The sequence below is a fragment of the Kribbella sp. CCNWLW201 genome (assembly GCF_037203805.1).
In the GTDB taxonomy this organism is placed as follows: Bacteria; Actinomycetota; Actinomycetes; order Propionibacteriales; family Kribbellaceae; genus Kribbella.
In genome coordinates, this window is the sequence record NZ_JBBCBQ010000018.1 from 1 (window position 1) to 19241 (window position 19241).

Here is a 19241-nt window from a genome sequence, read left to right on the forward strand (position 1 = left end):
CGATCCGCGAAGCGGACGCCGAAGGCGCCCTTGACGCACACCGCACCGACTAGCACCATCACGCAGCGGAGACCGCGAAACCACGACCCGTCTCCCCAACAAACCAACCCGCACCTGTACCGCAGCAGAACCCCTGCGGCATAAGCCCGGTACGACAACCGCGTCGCACTTGGTGCTACCGCGTTGGTGTAACTCGCCTACGCCGCTGGGCGTACGAGGTCGATCCACGTGTGTGGGGCGCCGGTGGGGGAGGTGATGTAGGAGCGGCCGGTGGGCCTCAACTCCGGATCGGCCTGATAGCGCTCGGCCAGTTCCTTGGTGGCAGCTTCGTCACCGTTGTCGGAGGCAATCAAGAGGGTTGCGATCTCGTCGGTGAGGTTTACGTCGGCGCCGTCGAGGGTGTCGGTCATGGTGCCCCAGTTGTCCCAGAGGAGGAGCTCGTCGCCTTGCAGGTGGGCGAGTTGGTGGTGGACGTAGTTGCGGATGAACCAGCCGCCGCTGATCGGGGAGCCGGGGTCGATGCCGAAGAGGGTCTCGTCGAGTTCGCCGGCGCGTACGCCGAGCCAGACCTCAGCAGCCGAGAGGAACGGACCGCGGGGTGCCTTGAGGAATGGGCCGCGCGGCATGTCCTGCAGATCGAAGGGTTCCTTTCCGGCCGGATCGAGTTGGGCGTCGATCATCACCCAGCGGTCGCCGTTCCAGTACTCCGCGACGACGTGGTCGTGGTGGTACCCGTCGCTGAAGTAGTCGCCGAAGCCGATCCGGCTGCGGGCCGGGATCCCCTTGTGCCGAAGGGCTGAGACGAACATCAGCGTGTAGTCCCGGCAGCACCCGACGATCCGGTCGACCGGCTCCCTTGGTACGGCGAGCGCCGTACCGTTGCGCTTCTGGTCCGTCGTCAGCATCGACGAAACCCAGCGGTGGTCGATCTCGGCCAGGCGGTCGCCGGTGAACGTGATCCCGCCGCCGCGGTAGTGGATGATCAGGTTTTGCACGACGGCCGCGATACCGCCGACGTCGTCCGGCAGTGCGTCGAAGAGGTGCGCGTGTACGCCGGGGTCGCTGTACTCGGTCTGAACCGCGTAGTCCATCAGTGCTTCCTTTCGAGTATGGGCTGAGCGATGTCGACGGCCGGCTGGTTGCGGGGGAGCAGGTGACAGTCGGGCAGATAGACCTCGCGCGGCGGACCGGCGGTCGCCTCCCCGGTCGAACGGACCCAGTCGTCGACCAGGTCGTAGGCGAGCATGATCCGCGGGTACACGCACTCGTCCATGGTGATGGTGCAGTACGCCTCCCGGTGGGCCGGTTCGACCCGGATCGCGATCGACCCGGACGGATCCACCAGCCCCTCGAACGGCACGCACACCTCGACGGTCGCCTCGGCCTCCGGTGTCACCGCACCGTGGTAGATCACCCACGACCCACCGGTCAGCGTCGCCCCGGCGGACTCGAGGTACCTGCGGATGTCGTCGGTCGAGGTCACGATCACCCCGATCAGCGACTGCTGGTCGGTGTCGGACCGGATCGCCGCGATCTTCGTCTCCGGTACGTCGCGAGTCAGCACCGGCCGGGGTGACAACCCAGGGGATCCCGACCGCGAGAGCCGGTCGCGCAGGTAGTCGAGTGTCGCCCGTCGAGCCGCGGTGGTCGCCTCCTCGGCCGCCCACCACCGGTCGAGCCGGATCAGTGCCTCCTCGTCCGATCCCGCCAGTACTTCGGCGATCGTGGTCAACGGCATGTCCAACTGCCGCAGCACACTGATCCGCCGGGCGCGCTCGAGCTGCTCCTCGTCGTACAGGCGATACCCGTTAGACGGGTCGACCTGCGCGGGTGGCAGCAGCCCGGACACGTCGTACAACCGCAACGCTTTGTGCGAGAGCCCAGTACGCCGCCCGAACTCACTGATCGTCAACACGAGAACATCAAACCCCCTGCCCCAAGGGCAAGGTAAAGCCCCGCCGGGTGAGGCGTCACACCGGAAACGCGTGTAGGTCCGGCTCTACCCAGCGGCGTCGTGCGGTCGGGGAGGCCAGGGTGCGTGAGTTGTAGAACCGGGTCAGGAGCCGCCTGTCCAGCAGGCCGGGGTTCCGTCGCAGCAACTCGTCGAACGTTTCACCCGGTGCCTCGGCCATGTGATACGCGGTCAGCTCCACCCACGCCCGGCTCACCGTCGCGTTGTACTTCTGTGGCGCCCCCGCATACCGCGCGGTCCGCTGGATGCCGTCACTGATCAACTCGACCGCCTGGTCAGTCCCACACCGCCGTACGGCGAGCCACGTCAGCTTCACGTGCTCCCGATGACCGAACCGCTCGGCGGTCGCCATCACTTCACCCATCAAGTCGTCGAACGTACTCACACCGCCCCCAACGCCGTCAGCACCCGCCGCGCCTGCTTCACCGAGCCGGCCGGGATCCCCTGCAAGGCCCGCCCTTCCAGCGATGCGAAAGCCTTCTGCACTCGACCCGCATTCTTCACACCAGCCGACGTCAGCGAGATCTCCACCGCTCGCCGATCACCCGCCCGCGGCGCGCGAGTGATGTGCCCCTTCTGCTCCAGCCGATCCAGTACGCCGGTCAGCGTCGTCGGCCGTACTCCGGCCGCGGCCCCGATCTCCGACACCGTCCGCCCGCGACCGTCGGCCAGATTCGCCAGCACGTTCAGCTCGGAAGCCGTCAGCCCCAGATCGGCCAGCTCCGTTCCCAGCACCTGCAACGTCACATGCGTGGCCCGCTGCAACACCACCAGCAACAACTCATCATCCACGGATCCAGATTATCCGGATCCGTAGTATTCAGCCAGTGACTTTCGCGGGCAGGGCGGCGAGGAGGGCGTCGGCGTGGCGGCGGTAGCCGAGGTTGTTGGGATGGAAGGAGTCGGGGGCCAGGAGACCGCGCCAGGGTGGGCGGGCGTGGCGGGAGACCTCGGCGACCGGGAGCCCGCGTCCGGTGGCGGTGGTGTTGATGAACTGGTTGATGCCGGTGACGTACGGGCTGCAGACGCCGCCGACCCGCCAGAATCGGTCCGGGACGGTCAGGTCCATCACCACCGACGACGACGGCAGACGGTCGATCACCGCGCGCAGGTGCGTCCGGAATCGCCGAGGTGGTGTGGCGAGAATGTCGTTGTTGCCGATCCCGCACGTCACCAACTCGGCACCGAGTCCCTCGACCAACGGCAGCTGGTCGTCCAGCACGTGACGGGTCTGCGCGCCGGAGCGGGACAGATTGACCACCCGCCACGGACGTCCGGTGCGGCGGAGTGCGTTGAGCACCTGGCCGACGTACCCATGCAACGGTGACGACGCCCCGAGCCCCTGCGCTGTCGAGTCGCCGAGCACGACCCACAGCGGCCCATCGGCGGCCAGTGCGTCCGAGTTCTGCCGGGTCCAGAAATCCGCGTAGGTCCGGGCCTGTACGTCGACGTAGGCGACCCCGTCGACCCACCGCTGAAACGCATGACGCGACGACGTCCGCTCGGCCTCACCCATCCGCATCACGGCTCGATGCAGCGCGCCGATCGGCGTCGTACGTTCGCGAGCCCCTCGGCGCAGCAACAACATTGGTCCCCCCCGGAAGTGAACAGACGGTGACCAATAACTGTACTTCCGGGATCAAGCCTCACAAAGCGCGCAGCAACACCAGACAGCGAGGCGCGAGCGGGACAGTGGCACCGGCTTCGACCTCGGTGACCATCGAGTTGCTGGTGTCGAGCACCACCTCGTACGCCGGCGCCCACGAAGCATCCGGTACGACGACCTGCCGGACCTCCGGTGTCGCGTTCAGCGCCATCAGGAACGAGCTGTCCGTCAGAGCGTTGCCCTCGGCATCGGTCGCCCGGAGTGCGTCACCGGCCAGGAACATCCCGATCGTCCTGAGACTGCCGTCGTACCAGTCGGCCTCGGTCATCTCGCCACCGTGCGGCGCGATCCAGGACAGGTCCTTGCGGCCGCCGTCGACCACGGGCTCGCCGGAGAAGTAGTGCCACTGACGCAGGACCGGGTGTGCTGCCCGGAGCGCGAGCAGCTTCTTCGTCAGCTCGAGATGATCGGACCAAGCCTCCGGCAACGACCAGTCGAACCATGACAACGAGCTGTCCTGGCAGTAAGCGTTGTTGTTGCCGTGCTGCGTCCGCCCGCACTCGTCCCCGGCGGTGATCATCGGTACGCCGGTGGACAGGATCAGCGTGGACATCAGGTTCGCCATCTGCCGTTTGCGCAAGGCGATCACGGCCGGGTCGTCGGTCTCGCCCTCGACGCCGCAGTTCCAGGACCGGTTGTCGTCGGTGCCGTCCCGGTTGTCCTCGTGATTGGCCTCGTTGTGCTTGTGGTTGTAGCTGACCAGGTCGCGCAGCGTGAACCCGTCGTGCGCGGTGATGAAGTTGATCGACGCGTACGGGTAGCGCCCGTCGTCGCCGTACAGGTCGCTCGAACCGGACAGCCGGTAGGCCAGGTCCTTCACCCCGTCGGAGGTGTTCCGCCAGACGTCGCGCACGCTGTCGCGGAACTTGCCGTTCCACTCCGACCACGGCGTGCCGAAGTTGCCGACCTGGTAGCCGAACGGGCCGATGTCCCACGGCTCGGAGATCAGCTTGACCCGGCCGAGCACCGGATCCGCCGCGACCTCGGCCAGGAACGGATGGTCGACCGTGTCCACCTCGTGCCGCTCGTTGCGGATCAGCGTCACGGCCAGGTCGAACCGGAACCCGTCGACGCCCATCTCCTCGACCCAGTACCGCAGCGAGTCCATCACCAGCCGGCGGACCTGCGGATGCGAGGTGTCGACCGAGTTGCCCGTCCCGGTGACGTCGTACATCGTCCCGCCGTGGCCGAGCCGGTAGTACGCCCGGTTGTCGAGACCGCGGAAACTCAGCGTCGGCCCGTCGAAGCCGCCCTCGGCGGTGTGGTTGTAGACCACGTCCAGGATCACTTCGATGCCGGCGGCATGGAACGCGGCCACCATCGCCTTGAACTCCGCGACCTGCTCACCGCGCGAACCCGACGACGAGTACGGCGCGTGCGGCGCGAAGTAGCTGAGGCTGTTGTAACCCCAGTAGTTCGGCAACCCTCGCGCGGCGATCGCCGGCTCGGTCAGGAAATGGTGGATCGGCAACAACTCGACCGACGTGACACCGAGGTCGACCAGATAGTTGATCACCGACGGATGCGCCAGACCGGCGTACGTCCCGCGCTGATGCTCGGGTACGTCGGGATGGAGTTTGGTGAACCCCTTGGTGTGCAACTCGTAGATGACTGTCTCGCCCCAGTGCACCGGCCGGCTGATCGGGGGCGGCGGCTCCGACGGGGCAACGACCACACTGACTGGGACATGACCCGCCGAGTCCCCGTCCGACGAGTCGTAGATCAGAGGACTCGAGTAATCGAGCGAGCCGTCGACCGCCCGCGCGTACGGGTCGAGCAGCAGCTTGGACGGGTTGAACCGCAACCCGTGCGACGGATCGAACGGACCGTGTACCCGGTATCCGTACCGTTGCCCATGGCCCACTCCCGGGACGAACCCGGTCCAGCACTCACCGGTATGGGCCAGATCCAGATTCCGCTGACTGCCGTCGTCCGCGATCAGCGCGAGTTCGACGCGTTCGGCGGCGGGGGCCCACAGGGTGAAGGTCGTGCCATCGGTCTGGACCACTGCCCCCAGGTGGAGCCCGGTGTCGAGAGCACTCGGGGCGGCGGTCGCTTCGGTCACCGGCACATTCTGCACAAGTCCTCTCAAACCGTCGCGGGTGCAGGGTGAGTTATCGATAACAATGTTCGTTGTGCTCGTGAGACGGTTGTTGCGAACGTCTGTGCGCAATGATACGCAAGGATCGTTACTAACTTACCCACCCTGGTGCGAACCGAAGCAGGATTTCTCCGGACTCGAGGAAGGGATCTCATGTCGGAACAGTTGGCCGGTCTGACCGTCGGCCTGATCGGCGCGGGCAACATCGCGCACGTGCACGTCTCCGCCTGGAAGGCACTCGGCGCGCGCGTCCTGGTGTACTCCGAGGCCGGCGCGGCCGAACTCGCCGACCAGTACGGGCTGGAGGTCGCGCCGTCGCTGGACGGCCTCCTGGCGGAGGTGGAGTTCGTCGACATCGTCACTCCGTCGCCGACGCACAAGGAGATCGCGCTGGCCGCGATCAAGGCGGGTCGCAACGTGATCTGCGAGAAGCCGCTGACGCTGACCGCGTCAGACTCGCACGAGGTGATCGCGGCCGCCGCGGCCGCCGGCGTGAAGATCTACCCGGCCCACGTGGTCCGGTTCTTCCCGGCCTACAGCGCGGCGTACGACGCCATCCGCGCGGGCCGGATCGGCGAGGTCGCCGTGGCCCGGTTCTTCCGCCAGGCCTCGTCGCCCGCGGGTGCCGGGTGGTACCGCGACGTGGCCCGCTCCGGCGGCGTGATCATGGACCTGATGGTGCACGACCTCGACCAGGCCCGGTGGCTGTGCGGCGAGGTCACCAGCGTGTACGCCGTACAGAACCCACCGACCGTGGACGGGATCAGCCCGGTCAACGTGGCGGCGCATGTCACCCTCACCCATGACACCGGCGCGATCAGCCATTGCCGTGCGACCTGGGGTGCGACGGGGACGAAGTTCCAATCCGGATTCAGTGTCGCGGGCGCGTCCGGCGTACTGAAGTACTCCTCCGAGGAGGACACCGGGTACTCCGAGGAGTTGCAGGACGGAGACGTCGGTGGCGACCTGCTCATCCCGGCGTCGACGCTGGGGGAGAGCCCCTATCTGACGCAGCTTCGTGAGCTCGCTCTTGGTCTGCGCGGTGGACCAGAGCCTCGGGTGCTCGCCGCTGACGGAGCGACCGCGGTCTACCTGGCTGAGGCTGCCCGGTCGTCCATGGAGACCGGCCGCACCATCGACATGACAACCTTCGACCCGTCGGGAGCAGTGGCATGAAGGTCGCAATCGCTTCGTTCGCTCACACCCACGCCTCGTCGTACGCGTCCTTGCTCGGTGCCATGCCGGACGTCGACGTACTCTCGGCCGACCCCGACGGAGCCTCCGCTCCCGACGCGGGCCCGCGAGGCTTCGCGTTTGCCGAGAAGCATGGTGTGGCCTACGTCGACTCGTACGACGAACTGTTCGACTGGGGCCCGGATGCCGTCGTGGTGACGAGCGAGAACGCATTGCACCGCGAACTGGTCGAGCGGGCCGCGGCTGTGGGTGCACACGTGCTCTGTGAGAAGCCGCTGGCCACTGAGGTCGCCGATGGCGAGGCGATGCTGGCCGCTTGCGAGGAGGCCGGTGCGATCCTGATGATCGCCTACCCGGTTCGGTTCGCGCCGTCGTACCTGCGGCTGCGCGCCTCCGTCGAAGCCGGGAAGCTCGGCGACGTATTCGCCGTACTGGGGACGAACAACGGGAAGATCCCGTACGACCAGCGGCAGTGGTTCACCGACGCGAAGCTGGCCGGTGGGGGAGCGCTGGTCGACCACACCGTGCATTGTGCCGACCTGATCGACGGGCTGACCGGTGGAGCCTCGGCAAAACGGGTCTATGCGGCCGCGAACCACGTCCTGCACCAGGACAAGGGGGTCGCCGTGGAGACCGGTGGGCTGGTCACGGTCACCTACGACAACGGGCTGTTGGCAACCATCGACTGCTCCTGGAGCGTGCCGGACAACGGCCCGACCTGGGGTGGCGTGTCCCTGCAGGTGACCGGGACCAACGGGTCGGTCGAGATCGAGCCGTTCCTTGCCCACGTCGGCGGGACGGACGCGTCCGGTGAGGTGTTTCTGCCGATCGGCACCAACCTGGACTCGTCGATGCTAGGCACTTTCCTGACGGCGGTCCGCGAGTCCGGTCCGGCGGTGGCTCGTACGGCGCCGGCCGTCGTACCGCAGCCGGATGGAACTGTGGGCCTGCGCACCCTCAAGATCGTCGACGCAGCGCGGCGATCGGCGCTCTCGGGTCAGCCGGTCGATCTGTAGCCTCCCCGCAGTACAAGTACGTCGAGTGGTCCGGTACGGTGCCGGGGTTGTGACCGACGGGCAGGACCCTGGATTGTAAGGAGCGAGGCGATGGGCGAGTTCGTCAACCTCACCGTGAGTGATGGTGTGGGCACGATCCGGCTGGACCGGCCGAAGATGAACGCGCTGAACGTCCAGGTCCAGGAGGAGATCCGGGCCGCCGCTCTCGAGGCGGCCGCGAACGACGAGGTCCGCGCGGTGGTCATCTACGGCGGCGAGCGGGTGTTCGCGGCCGGTGCGGACATCAAGGAGATGGCCGACATGTCGTACGCCGACATGGTCAAGCGCTCCGGGCCGCTGCAGTCCTCACTGTCCGCGGTCGCCGCGATCCCGAAGCCGACGGTCGCGGCCATCACCGGGTACGCCCTGGGCGGTGGCTGCGAACTGGCCCTGTGCGCCGACTACCGGATCGCCGCCGAGGACGCCAAGCTCGGCCAGCCGGAGATCCTGCTCGGCATCATCCCCGGCGCCGGCGGCACGCAGCGGCTGTCCCGGCTGATCGGTCCGTCCAAGGCCAAGGACCTGATCTACACCGGACGGTTCGTGGACGCCGCCGAGTCGCTCTCGCTGGGCCTGGTCGACAAGGTTGTGCCTGCCGCTGAGGTGTACGACGCGGCTGTCGCTTGGGCTGGTCAGTTCGCACGCGGCGCCGCGCTCGCGCTGCGGGCCGCCAAGGAGGCGATCGACTCCGGGCTCGGCGTGGACCTGGGCACCGGGCTGGAGATCGAGCGGCAGCAGTTCGCCGCGCTGTTCGCCACCGAGGACCGCGCGATCGGGATGAAGTCCTTCGTCGAGAACGGCCCCGGCAAGGCCGAGTTCAAGGGAATCTGAGTTGACCCCATCTGCTGACAAGTCCGTCGCCGACAGGCCCGCCGCCACCGCCGAAGAGGTCGAGGCGGCCTGGAACGACAACAAGCTCGCCCAGGTGCTCTACCACGACTGGGAGGCGTCGACGTACGACGAGAAGTGGTCGATCTCGTACGACGAACGCTGCGTCACCTACGCCCGCGACCGCTTCACCGCGATCGCCGGCTCGGACGGCTGGCCGTACGGCAAGTCGCTGGAGATCGGTGCCGGCACCGGCTTCTTCACGCTGAACCTCAAGCTGGCCGGCGTACTGGCCGAGGCCCATGTCACCGACCTCTCGCCGGGCATGGTCGAGGCGGCCAAGAAGAACGCCAAGACCCTCGGCTTCGCGATCGAGGGCCGGGTCGCCGACGCGGAGAAGCTGCCGTACGACGACGACACCTTCGACCTGGTCATCGGGCATGCCGTCATCCACCACATCCCGGATGTCGAACTCGCCTTCCGCGAGATGCTGCGCGTGCTCAAGCCGGGCGGCCGCTTCGTCATCTGCGGCGAACCCACCCGGTACGGCGACTTCGTGGCGCGCCGCCTGTCCCGCTTCACCTGGTGGGCGACGACGAACCTGACCAAGCTCCCGGCGCTGACCGACTGGCGCCGGCCGCAGTCCGAGCTGGACGAGTCGTCACGGGCCGCCGCGCTGGAGGCCGTAGTCGATCTGCACACGTTCGACCCGGACACGCTGGCCCGGATGGCCTCGCGTGCGGGTGCCGTCGACGTACGCACGGTGACCGAGGAGCTGCTGGCGGCGTGGGTCGGGTGGCCGATCCGCACGTTCGAGGCCGCCGTACCGGAGCAGAAACTCGGGTTCGGGTGGCGGATGTTCGCGTACAAGTCGTGGCTGCAGCTGTCCAAGGTGGACAAGGTGCTGTCCTCCGTCGTACCGGACGAGCTGTACTACAACGTCTCTATTACAGCCGTAGCGACCGGGGTGGTGGGGCGGGACAAGAACAGCGTGCCATCCGCGCAGTAGGGTGATTGGATGCGGTTGCTGACCGCGGCGAATCTGCGCTGGGTGGTGCGCCACCGGGCGTGGACGCCGTACTACCTGACGCGCTACTGGCGGTTCGCCTGGTTCAAGCTGCGTCACCCCGGCGTGATCACCGAGGGCTTCGTCTTCCTGGGCAAGAAGCTGGAGATCGTGGCGCGGCCCGGTCACGGCCGGATCATCCTCGGCAAGTGGGTGCACCTGGGGGACGAGACCCGGCTGCGCGCGCACGAGGGCACGCTGCGGATCGGCGACAAGGTGGTGTTCGCCCGCGACGTCACGGTCAACTGCTACCTGGACATCGAGATCGGTGCCTCCACGCTGATCGCGGACTGGACCTACATCTGCGACTTCGACCACAAGACCGAGGATCTCGGCCTGCCGATCAAGGACCAGGGCCTGGTCAAGTCGCCGGTCCGGATCGGCCCGGACTGCTGGCTGGCCACCAAGGTCACCGTCACCCGCGGAACCGATATCGGTCGCGGCGTGGTGATCGGCGCGAACAGTGTTGCCCGTGGCAACATTCCTTCGTACGCCGTCGCCGCCGGGGTACCGGCCGTGGTCGTTGCCGACCGCACCGCCCGGTACGCCGCCGACGCCACCCGGCGGGCCTACCTGGCCGGGCTGGCCGAGGCGAACGACCGCACCGCAGCCCGTCTCCGCGCCGGCGTTCCACTCGAGGTCCCGAGTAGGAGCGCCGTACCGGGGGAAGCTGAGGGTGATGGCAACGCTGCGGCTGGTGAGGGAAGTGACAACGAGGGGTTCTCAAGTTACTCACCGGTCGGGCACTATGTCCCACACGTTCGGTCGGACGGCGACCGGTTGACCGTCGGAGAGGAGACGCAGCGTGGCTGAGCAGACCGGGACCGACCCAACCGATCGGTCTCTGCTCGATCAGGCGGCGGCCGACGACTCGATCACCCAGGCGCGGATCCGCGCCGTGGACCCGGTTCCGATCGTGACCGAACCCGGCAGCGCTACGTTGGAACCAGCGCTTGAAACGAGTGCTGAACCGCCGGCGGCGGTTCGGAACGTGGGTGTGAACCGAAGGCTGGACCCAGAAGTGCAGGCAGTGGACGGCAGGACAGCGGCACCGGCCCCGCTCGCGGGGGCCCGGCGCAGGTTGTCGCCGCGCCCTGTCCCGGTCAGCCGGCGGAGGAGACCGCCGGTGCAGGAGACCGTGACGGCGACGGACGAGGAACCGACCCCGGCTGAGGAGATGGACGACGTGGGTACGCATGAGGAGAAGGCGGCGGACACCGAGAAGGCGGTGAAGCCACCGGAAGAGGGTGCCGACAAAGCTGCCGAGGCGAGCGGCCGTGGTTCGACCGCGACGGTGACGAAGCCGGCCCGGCCGAAGACCGCGGCGGAGATCGTCGCCGAGCAGCGGGCCCGGGAGAAGGCTGCGGCCGAGTCGGCCGCTCCTGTAAAGGATGCCAGCGGCAAGGATCCGGCGGAGACGTCGGTGACCAAGCCGGTGACCAAGGTGCCGGCCGCGTCGGTTGCTGCGAAGTCCGGTGCCGCAGGCAACAAAGCCCCGGCCGGGTCGTCCGGTAAGGGCAAGCAGGCGCTGAGTTCGGTGGGCTCCGGAGTGCGGAGGCTGCGGAACCTGATCGCCTCGCTGATCTGGCTCGTCGCGGTGATCGCGGCCGCGGTGCTGGCGCTCGGCGCGCTGTTCACCGCGCTCGATCAGACCAACCAGAGCAACGAGATCGTGCGCTGGGTGCTGGAACGCGGGCACGACCTGGTCGGCCCGTTCAAGGACCTGTTCCGGCTGGAGACCGCGAAGAACACCCTGCTGGTGAACTGGGGTATCGCCGCGCTGGTCTACCTGATCGCAGGCAAGATCATCGAGCGGTTCGTCCGGCCTTAGCTTTCGCGACGAGCAGCAGATCGAGGGATTCGTCCAGGTCGCCTGGGCGAATCTCGAAGTCGTCGTGGCGCGTGCTCGTCACCAACGTGGTCAGGTTGTCGTCCCAGGCGTCGTACCCGATCGCCAGTTGGGCGTCCACACAGGAGCCGTACTGCGCTTCCCACGTGCGCAGGCGGTTGCCGTGGTGGAGTCCGAGTGCGTGCGTGATCTCGAAGTGCGGCTCGAGCAGTTCGGCGAACTCCGCGGCCGTCAGCTCGCGCGTGTGGTACCAGTTCCCGCTCGGGAAGGTCAGCCGGTTCGGCGTGCTGAGGATGAGCGTTCCCTCGGGTGCCAGGATGCGCGCGCACTCGGTGATGAAGCGCGGCTGCTCCCACAGGTGCTCGATCGTCTGCAGCGAGGTGATCAGGTCGAAGGTCGCGTCGGCGAACCCGGTCTGGACGAGGTTGCCGCGGACCACATCGACCTGTGGATAAACGCGGCGGACGTGCCGAAGAGTCGTATCTTCATAGTCGAGACCGGTCACGGAGTCCGCCCCGGCCAGGCGGAGTTGCTCCGCGCCGTACCCCTCGCCGCAGCCGGCGTCGAGGACGCGGCCGGTCAGTGCCAGGTTGGCTGAGATCCAGCGGTAGGCGGCCTCGTGGCGCGCGAACCAGTAGTTCTCGTGCCAGATCCCGGGCGCAGTTCTCTCGCCGGTGAGCGGTAACGTCTCGGTCACCTGGGTCAGCCTAGTGTTTCTCGATGAAGCAGCGGTGTGTGTTTGCACGTCACAGCCGTGTCCACTTGTTCTGTGCCGTCGGCTCGGCTAAGCAGGCAGGGCCGGACTGTGATGGGACTCGCACGGGATTATGTTTCTCGTGAGTAACATCCGTGGCAGGCTTGGGAGAGACCGTTAACCAGAAGGGGTCCCACACGCTATGAAGATCGTCGTCTGCGCGAAGTTCGTGCCGGATGCCACCGCGGACCGCCGCTTCCGCCCGGAGGACAACACGGTGGACCGCGCCGGTGTCGACGGGTTGTTGTCCGAGTTGGACGAATATGCCGTCGAGACCGCACTGACCGTCAAGGAGTCCGGTGATGCCGAGGTGACGGTGCTGACCGTCGGCCCGGAGCAGGCCGCCGACGCGGTGAAGAAGGGTCTGCAGATGGGCGCCGATGCCGGTGTCCACGTTCTGGATGACGCGATCCATGGTTCGGATGCGGTGGCGACCTCGCTGATCTTGTCGAAGGCGCTGGCCAAGCTCGAGGCCGACCTGGTCGTGTTCGGGATGGGTTCGACCGACGGGTCTATGGGTGTCGTCCCGGCGATGGTGTCGGAGCGGCTCGGGCTGCCGGCCGTGACGCTGGGCTCGGACGTCACCGTCGACGGGCAGACCGTGCGGATCCGCCGCGACGGCGACACCGCGAGCGACACGATCGAGGGCACGCTCCCGCTGGTGCTGAGCGTGTCGGATCAGGCGAACGAGCCGCGGTACCCGTCGTTCAAGGGCATCATGGCGGCGAAGAAGAAGCCGGTGCAGACCTGGTCGCTGGCCGACCTGGAGATCTCGCCGGACCAGGTGGGCGGCGCGTCGGCTTGGACCGAGGTGGTCGAGGTGACCGCCCGTCCGCCGCGGACCGCCGGCACGATCGTCACCGACGAGGACGGTAGCGGCGCTACCCAGCTCGTCGAGTTCCTGTCCACCAACAAGTTCCTCTGAGGGGCGATCAGTTCATGTCGAACGTTCTGGTTCTCGTTGACCACACCGGTGGAAAGGTCCGCAAGACGACCGCGGAACTGCTCACCATCGCCCGCCGGCTCGGCGAGCCGGTCGCGGTCTACATCGGCGACGGTGTGCAGGACGCGCTGCCGGCGCTCGGTCAGTACGGCGCGACCAAGGTGATCGCGCTCTCGAACCCGGAGCTGTCCCAGTTCCTGGTCGCGCCGAAGGCCGAGGCGCTGCAGCAGGTCGCGGCCAAGATCGAGCCGTCCGCGATCCTGATCTCCTCGTCCGCCGAGGGCAAGGAGATCGCCGCCCGGCTGGCGGTCAAGCTGGACTCCGGCCTGATCACCGACGCCGTCGACGTCGCCGCCGGTGACGGTGGCCCGGTCACCACGCAGTCGGTGTTCGCCGGTAACTACTCGGTCCAGGCCAAGGTCACCCACGGCACGCCGATCATCACGGTCAAGCCGAACGCGGCCACCCCGGAGGCCGCGGAGACCTCGCCGGAGGTGGAGGAGTTCGACGTCTCGATCTCCGACGTCGCCAAGACCGCCAAGATCGTGGAGTCGAAGCCGCGGGAGGCGACCGGTCGTCCGGAGCTGACCGAGGCCGCGATCATCGTGTCCGGTGGTCGCGGGACCGGCGGTGACTTCGGTCCGGTCGAGGCGTTCGCCGACTCCCTCGGTGCCGCGGTCGGTGCGTCGCGTGCGGCGGTCGACTCGGGCTGGTACCCGCACGCCTACCAGGTCGGCCAGACCGGCAAGACCGTGTCGCCGCAGCTGTACGTCGCGGCCGGTATCTCCGGTGCGATCCAGCACCGCGCGGGTATGCAGACCTCGAAGACCATCGTGGCCGTCAACAAGGACGAAGAGGCCCCGATCTTCGAGCTGGTCGACTTCGGCGTCGTCGGCGACCTCCACAAGGTCCTCCCCGCCGCCACCGAAGAAGTCACCAAGCGCAAGTCCTGAACCACAAAGGCTGGGTCCCTTCCCCCGGGGACCCAGCCCCCCGACCGGAGCTCACCCCTCGACCTCCGGCCCCGACGGCCCGGCCCGGCTCCCCTCCCGAGCCGGGCCGTCGCACGTCTACGGTCGCGCTATCCCACCGCACGCAACTGGCCGGTGCGAGGCACCTGGCACGATCCGCCGTGGTGGTGGGTCAGCTAACCAGAGTGTGGGTAGGCCCATCGGACTTTGGTTGGCGAACCCACCCTCTGATGGGCTGACCTGCCGTGAGGTGGGCTGAAAACCCTCCCAGTCCGTGGGAAGGCAGCTGGCACGATGAAACCCGAGCTTTCTGGAGGCGGCACCAGGCGTCGGGGACTGGGCGGCCGAGGCCCGGGGGACGACTGAGGGGGACTTGTGGAGGAGCGGGTTTGGTATGACGAGGGGCTCGAGGGGGAGGAGTTGGTGTTTCAGCGGTTGTATGGGCCGTGGAAGGCGTCGACTCCGGTGGAGGCGCGGGAGTTGCTGGAGGGGTACGACGGGGAGTGGTGGATCGCCGGTGGTTGGGCGATCGACGCGTTCACCGGGGTACGACGGGAACATGAGGACGTCGACGTATCACTCTGGCGTCGCGACACCGAGAAACTGCGCACCTACCTGAAGGGCCGCTACGACGTCTGGTCCAACGCCGGTGGACGGTTGCAGCCACTGACGGACGAGCGCCCGGAACTGCCCGAGGACGCGGTCCAGATCTGGTTGCGCAAACATGCCTTGGCGCCGTGGGAGTTCGACCTGCAGCCCAACCCCGACCGCGACGGCCGCTGGGTGTTCCGGCGGGACCCGGCCCTCGACTACGCCCTCGACGACATCACCTGGATCGCGTCGGACGGCATCCGCTACCTCACCCCCGAAATGGCCCTCACCTTCAAAGCCCTCCTCAACCGCCCCAAAGACAACCAAGACCTCGCCGCCGCACTACCCAAGCTCACCGAAACCCAGCGGACCTGGCTCGCCGACATGATCGAGCACCTGCACCCCGATCACCCGTGGCTGGTCCGCATCCGCGAGAGCTAGACCCAGACCGGGCGGCGAGAGTCGATGCCCGTGCCGTACTCGGGGTCTCGGCCGCGGACGAGGATCCAGTGATCGGTGGCCCGGGCCCGGTAGAGGCGGAGGTCGGCGGGGGCGCGGAGCTCGTCGGCGGTGAAGGTGCGGAGTTCGCCGAGGCGGGCCGAGTAGAGGGCCGCGCAGCGCTCGAGTTCGTCGTCGGGGACCAGGCCGGCCTGGGCGCGGAGATAGACGGCCGACGCTTGGCCGATGGGGACGCTGGAGTCGAAGATGGCGATGCTGACGTTCGGGCGGCTGGTGATGTTGAGGGAGTGCTCGGAGTCCGGGGACGAGACCCAGTAGAAGTCGGTGTGGCCGTCGGGGGTGAAGTACACCGGCGTGATCCACGGGAGGCCGTCGGCGTCCACGGTGGCGATGGCCATGTACTTGTTCGCTTCGATGACCGCGGCTGCGCGCTGGTCGAAGATCTCCTGCGACATCACAGTTCCTTTCAGGCAACGTCGTACGTGAGGTGGGCCGCGGCCGGGGTGACGGCGGCGTCGCGCTGGATCAGTCGGACGGGTGCGATCGTCGTACGTTCGAACAGTGGGGTGCCCTCGCCGAGCACGATCGGCGTCAGGTGGATGCGTACCTCGTCCACCAGGCCGGCGTACAGGTACTGGCGGCACAGGTGACCGCCGCCCATGATCATCACGTCTTTGTCGCCGGCCGCGTCCTGAGCGCGCTCGAGCGCCTGATGGATCCCGTCCGTGGCGAACTCGAAGCCGTCCAGTCGCGCCCGCGCGGGCTTGTGCGAGGTGACGACGAAGATCGGCGGCCGCCCTTCGTCGGCAGTGGATTCAGGCCAGCCGTGCGGCCCGTCGATGAAGTCGAACGTACGACGGCCCACCAGCACCGCGCCGACGCCGGCCTGGGTCCGGTCGAGCGCCTCGCGGTCGGCGGCGGTCCGGTCGTCGCCGACGATCCAGTCGTGCAGGGGCTCGCCGCCGATGCCGAGGCCGTGGGCGAGATCCGCTCCGGGTCCGGTCACGAACCCGTCCAGCGACATGGTGATGTCGACCAACACGCGTCCCATCATCTGCTCCGTTCGCTTCGAGGAAGTGACACCAGACTGCGAGCCGGTGGTACGGAATGTCGTCCGTGCCCACCACCGAACCACCACGGATCGCACCGCCGCGCGGGCATGATGGGCTCGTGACCAGCCCGACGGAGGTGTCCGCCCGCGAGGCGGAAGTGCTGGCCGCGCTCGCCGGCGGACGCTCCAACGCCCAGATCGCGCGCCAATTGCACATCAGCGTGCGCACCGTCGAAAGCCACATCTCGTCGTTGCTGCGCAAGTACGGCGTCGCGGACCGCCGCGAGCTGGCCGGCCTGGCTGAGCTGTCGAACACCGATCACCGCGGCTTCACCACGCTGGCAAGCCCCGGTACGACGTTCGTCGGTCGCGAGCACGAGCAGACGGAGTTGCTGGCGGCCTTAGGCAGTAACAGGCTGGTGAGCCTGCTCGGCCCGGGTGGTGTCGGCAAGACCCGGTTGGCCCTGCGGGTCGCGGCCGAGGTCGGCGGTAACTATCCGTACGGCGGTGCGTTCGTGGACCTGGTCCCGGTCCGGCCCGGGTTCGTCGTGGCCGCGGTCGCTGAGGCACTCGGCGTACGCGAGCAACCGCCACAGACTCTGATTGACGCTCTGCTGGAGCGACTGCAACGAGGGCGGGCCCTGCTCGTGCTCGACAACTGTGAGCACCTGGTCGAGGAGGTCGGCGACCTGGTTGCGCGGATCCTGACCCAGGCGCCGGAGACCGCCGTACTGGTGACTAGCCGGGAGCGGATCGGTGTGGCGGGGGAGCGGCCGGTGCAGTTGGGTCCGCTGGCGCTTGGGTCCGAGGCAGAGCAGCTGTTTCGGGACCGGGCCGCCTTGGTCGCGCCGGAGCTCGACGAGCAGGTCACTACCCAGGTGTGCGCCGGGCTGGACGGCGTACCGCTGGCAATTGAGCTTGCCGCGGCTCGGGCTGGTTCGCTGGGACCAGACGGGTTGCTGGCCGCGCTGGACGACCGGCTGCGACTGTTGGCGGGTGGACGCGGGCCGAACGAGCGGCACCACTCCCTGGCACAGGTGATCGGGTGGAGCTACGAGCTGCTTGACGATGCCGAGCGAGCGCTGTTCCGGCGGCTGGGTGTCTTCGTCGGCGGGTTCGACCTCAGTGCGGCAGCGGCCACCAGCCCAGCGAGCAGTCGCGGTGAGGTGAGCGACCTGCTCGGCCGCCTGACCGACAAGAGCCTGCTGCACCGGACCCAGCTCGATGGCACCAGCAGGTGGCGCATGCTGGAGACGGTCCGCGTCTTCGCACTGGACGAGCTCGGCCGACGCGGTGAGTACGACGAGGTCGCGCTCAAGCACCTGGCGTGGGCCGACAGCACCGCCGACCGCCTGGAGACGCGACTCATCCAGGGTGACGACTGGCAGAGCGAGTTCGACCAGGTGACCGCGGACCTCCGGGCCGCGGTTGGTCGGCCGGAGACCGACGTACGACGGTTGGCGCGGCGACTGGCACACCTGACGTTCGCCCGGAAGCGGTTCGTCGAGGCCCGCGAGCACTACCTCACCGCAGCGGCACACGCTGCGGACGCGACTCAGCTGTACGACGATCTCCGCGACGCAGCCGATGCCGCTCTGGCGGTTGCTGACGGCACCCACGCCTACCAACTGATGGAGAGGGCAGCCGCCGCAGCGGACAACCAACAGCTCAGGCAGGATGCGCTCGCGTACGCCGTCGTGATCCGGAACCGTTACGAGGGCACCTTCCCAGAGACGGCGGACCGCGGCGCGAGCCTGCTTCCGGACGAACCCGGTCTCGACCGGGTGCAGGTCGACATCGCCCGCGCCTGGGTCGCACGGCCGGAGCTCGGACCCGCGGAGGCCGCGGTCGAGGCGGCGCGGCAGGCGAAGGATCCGCTCGCGGTGATGAACGCTCTGGACGTGTACGGCGCCGCCGTCGCTTCCGCCGGCCGGTACGAGGACGCGTGGCTGGCCGCCAAGGAGAGGTTCGCGCTCGGCGCTTCCCTCCCACACCACGATCCCCGGGCGGTCGCCGAGATCGTGGACGCGTTCCACGTCGTCTCCACGTCTGCGATCGCGGTCGGTGACCTGACGGAGGCAGTCCGGCTGGCTCTTCTCACCGACGATCCGGTGCACGGGCACCCGTACATCACCGCGCCACGGCGAATTCGTGCCTTCGCGCTCAGCGGGCTCTTCGACGAGGCCGTGCGCGCGGCCGACGTGATGTGGAACGGCTGGCGTGCCGCCGGATGTCCGCCGACCGCGTGGATGTCGTCGGCCGCGGCCGCCGCGGCGCTGGCGCACGGGCTGCTCGGCACCGGCCAGGCCGACGTCTGGCGGGCTCGCGCCCTGGAGATCGCCGGAGTCGACGAACCGGAGGACGCGCAGATGCTGTGGACAACCGCAGTCTTCGCCGACGCCCGCCTGGCCGTGCACCGGTTCGACTCCGGCGCCGAGGTCGGCGACGCCGAGAGGCTGGTCCGGCGTTGCTTCGCCGACTTCCCCCAACCGTGGTGGATCCCGTACGCGCACGCCGCGGGCGCCGAGTTGGCGGTCGTTGCCGCTCTGCCAGACGCCGAGCAGTACCTCGACGCGGCGGCGTCCGAGAACGGCTGGGCGGACGCCGTCCTGCTCCGCGCCCGCGGCCGGCTGACCGGCGACGCGGCCGCCCTCACCCAGGCGGCGGACCGGTTCGAGCGGATCGGGGCGGGTTTCGAGCACGACCTCACGCTCAGCCTGCTGTCCCACCGTTGAGGCCCG

The 19241-nt window shown here is 68.3% G+C and carries 19 protein-coding genes; 10 read left to right on the plus strand and 9 right to left on the minus strand.

The window, feature by feature from the left end:
• Positions 1-197 precede the first annotated feature (197 nt).
• Genes V9K99_RS41140 through glgX form a run of 6 tightly spaced genes read right to left on the minus strand, consistent with a single transcriptional unit; the run spans position 198 to position 5703 of the window.
• The gene (locus V9K99_RS41140) at positions 198-1091 is read right to left on the minus strand and encodes a transglutaminase-like domain-containing protein (protein WP_337011429.1); all 894 of its coding nucleotides are present in this window, start codon (positions 1089-1091) and stop codon (positions 198-200) included.
• Positions 1091-1915 (minus strand): MerR family transcriptional regulator, encoded by an 825-nt coding sequence (locus tag V9K99_RS41145; protein WP_337011427.1) that lies wholly within the window; start codon positions 1913-1915, stop codon positions 1091-1093. Before V9K99_RS41145 ends, V9K99_RS41140 begins: the two co-directional genes overlap by 1 nt.
• Positions 1916-1970: 55 nt before the next feature.
• Entirely contained in the window at positions 1971-2357 is a 387-nt protein-coding gene (locus tag V9K99_RS41150) for a hypothetical protein (protein WP_337011425.1), read from the minus strand.
• Positions 2354-2764 carry a MarR family winged helix-turn-helix transcriptional regulator gene (locus V9K99_RS41155; RefSeq protein ID WP_337011423.1) on the minus strand — a complete coding sequence of 137 codons (411 nt, stop codon included), beginning with the start codon at positions 2762-2764 and terminating at the stop codon, positions 2354-2356. The genes V9K99_RS41150 and V9K99_RS41155 overlap by 4 nt, the downstream gene beginning before the upstream one ends.
• A 28-nt stretch (positions 2765-2792) precedes the next feature.
• A complete protein-coding gene (locus V9K99_RS41160) occupies positions 2793-3560 on the minus strand; it encodes an SGNH/GDSL hydrolase family protein (protein WP_337011421.1) in 768 nt (255 codons plus the stop codon).
• 58 nt (positions 3561-3618) lie between these two features.
• Complete coding sequence (glgX, locus tag V9K99_RS41165) at positions 3619-5703, minus strand: glycogen debranching protein GlgX (RefSeq protein WP_337011420.1); 2085 nt, start codon at positions 5701-5703, stop codon at positions 3619-3621.
• A gap of 144 nt (positions 5704-5847) precedes the next feature.
• Between glgX and V9K99_RS41170 the strand changes: the two genes are divergently transcribed.
• The 6 genes from V9K99_RS41170 to V9K99_RS41195 all read left to right on the plus strand — a co-directional run bounded on the left by V9K99_RS41170 (position 5848) and on the right by V9K99_RS41195 (position 11713).
• Positions 5848-6915, plus strand: a complete 1068-nt coding sequence (locus V9K99_RS41170) for a Gfo/Idh/MocA family protein (protein WP_337011418.1) — start codon at positions 5848-5850, stop codon at positions 6913-6915.
• Complete coding sequence (locus V9K99_RS41175) at positions 6912-7949, plus strand: Gfo/Idh/MocA family protein (RefSeq protein ID WP_337011416.1); 1038 nt, start codon at positions 6912-6914, stop codon at positions 7947-7949. Before V9K99_RS41170 ends, V9K99_RS41175 begins: the two co-directional genes overlap by 4 nt.
• Before the next feature lie 90 nt (positions 7950-8039).
• A complete protein-coding gene (locus V9K99_RS41180) occupies positions 8040-8819 on the plus strand; it encodes an enoyl-CoA hydratase/isomerase family protein (protein WP_337011414.1) in 780 nt (259 codons plus the stop codon).
• 1 nt (position 8820) lies between these two features.
• Positions 8821-9825 carry a class I SAM-dependent methyltransferase gene (locus tag V9K99_RS41185; protein ID WP_337011412.1) on the plus strand — a complete coding sequence of 335 codons (1005 nt, stop codon included), beginning with the start codon at positions 8821-8823 and terminating at the stop codon, positions 9823-9825.
• Between the two features lie 9 nt (positions 9826-9834).
• A complete protein-coding gene (locus V9K99_RS41190) occupies positions 9835-10695 on the plus strand; it encodes an acyltransferase (protein ID WP_337011410.1) in 861 nt (286 codons plus the stop codon).
• A 313-nt stretch (positions 10696-11008) separates the two neighbouring features.
• A complete protein-coding gene (locus V9K99_RS41195; RefSeq protein ID WP_337011408.1) occupies positions 11009-11713 on the plus strand; it encodes a hypothetical protein in 705 nt (234 codons plus the stop codon).
• On the opposite strand, the gene V9K99_RS41200 is transcribed toward V9K99_RS41195, so the two are convergent.
• The gene (locus V9K99_RS41200) at positions 11688-12428 is read right to left on the minus strand and encodes a class I SAM-dependent methyltransferase (RefSeq protein ID WP_337011406.1); all 741 of its coding nucleotides are present in this window, start codon (positions 12426-12428) and stop codon (positions 11688-11690) included. The genes V9K99_RS41195 and V9K99_RS41200 overlap by 26 nt on opposite strands.
• A gap of 199 nt (positions 12429-12627) precedes the next feature.
• On the opposite strand from V9K99_RS41200, the gene V9K99_RS41205 reads away from it, so the two are divergent.
• The 3 genes from V9K99_RS41205 (at position 12628) to V9K99_RS41215 (ending at position 15431) form a co-directional block, all read left to right on the plus strand.
• Positions 12628-13410 (plus strand): electron transfer flavoprotein subunit beta/FixA family protein, encoded by a 783-nt coding sequence (locus V9K99_RS41205; RefSeq protein WP_337011404.1) that lies wholly within the window; start codon positions 12628-12630, stop codon positions 13408-13410.
• A gap of 14 nt (positions 13411-13424) precedes the next feature.
• On the plus strand, positions 13425-14381 hold the full coding sequence (locus V9K99_RS41210; RefSeq protein ID WP_337011401.1) for an electron transfer flavoprotein subunit alpha/FixB family protein: 957 nt from the start codon (positions 13425-13427) through the stop codon (positions 14379-14381).
• Positions 14382-14774: 393 nt separating this feature from the next.
• Positions 14775-15431, plus strand: coding sequence for a nucleotidyltransferase domain-containing protein (locus V9K99_RS41215; RefSeq protein WP_337011399.1), 657 nt, complete (start codon positions 14775-14777; stop codon positions 15429-15431).
• On the opposite strand, the gene V9K99_RS41220 is transcribed toward V9K99_RS41215, so the two are convergent.
• Together V9K99_RS41220 and V9K99_RS41225 are read right to left on the minus strand one after the other, a co-directional pair.
• Positions 15428-15904 carry a pyridoxamine 5'-phosphate oxidase family protein gene (locus V9K99_RS41220; RefSeq protein ID WP_337011397.1) on the minus strand — a complete coding sequence of 159 codons (477 nt, stop codon included), beginning with the start codon at positions 15902-15904 and terminating at the stop codon, positions 15428-15430. The two genes, V9K99_RS41215 and V9K99_RS41220, sit on opposite strands and share 4 nt — an antisense overlap.
• 11 nt (positions 15905-15915) lie before the next feature.
• A complete protein-coding gene (locus tag V9K99_RS41225; protein WP_337011394.1) occupies positions 15916-16500 on the minus strand; it encodes a dihydrofolate reductase family protein in 585 nt (194 codons plus the stop codon).
• A gap of 119 nt (positions 16501-16619) precedes the next feature.
• Between V9K99_RS41225 and V9K99_RS41230 the strand changes: the two genes are divergently transcribed.
• Entirely contained in the window at positions 16620-19235 is a 2616-nt protein-coding gene (locus tag V9K99_RS41230) for an ATP-binding protein (RefSeq protein ID WP_337011392.1), read from the plus strand.
• Positions 19236-19241: the final 6 nt, after the last annotated feature.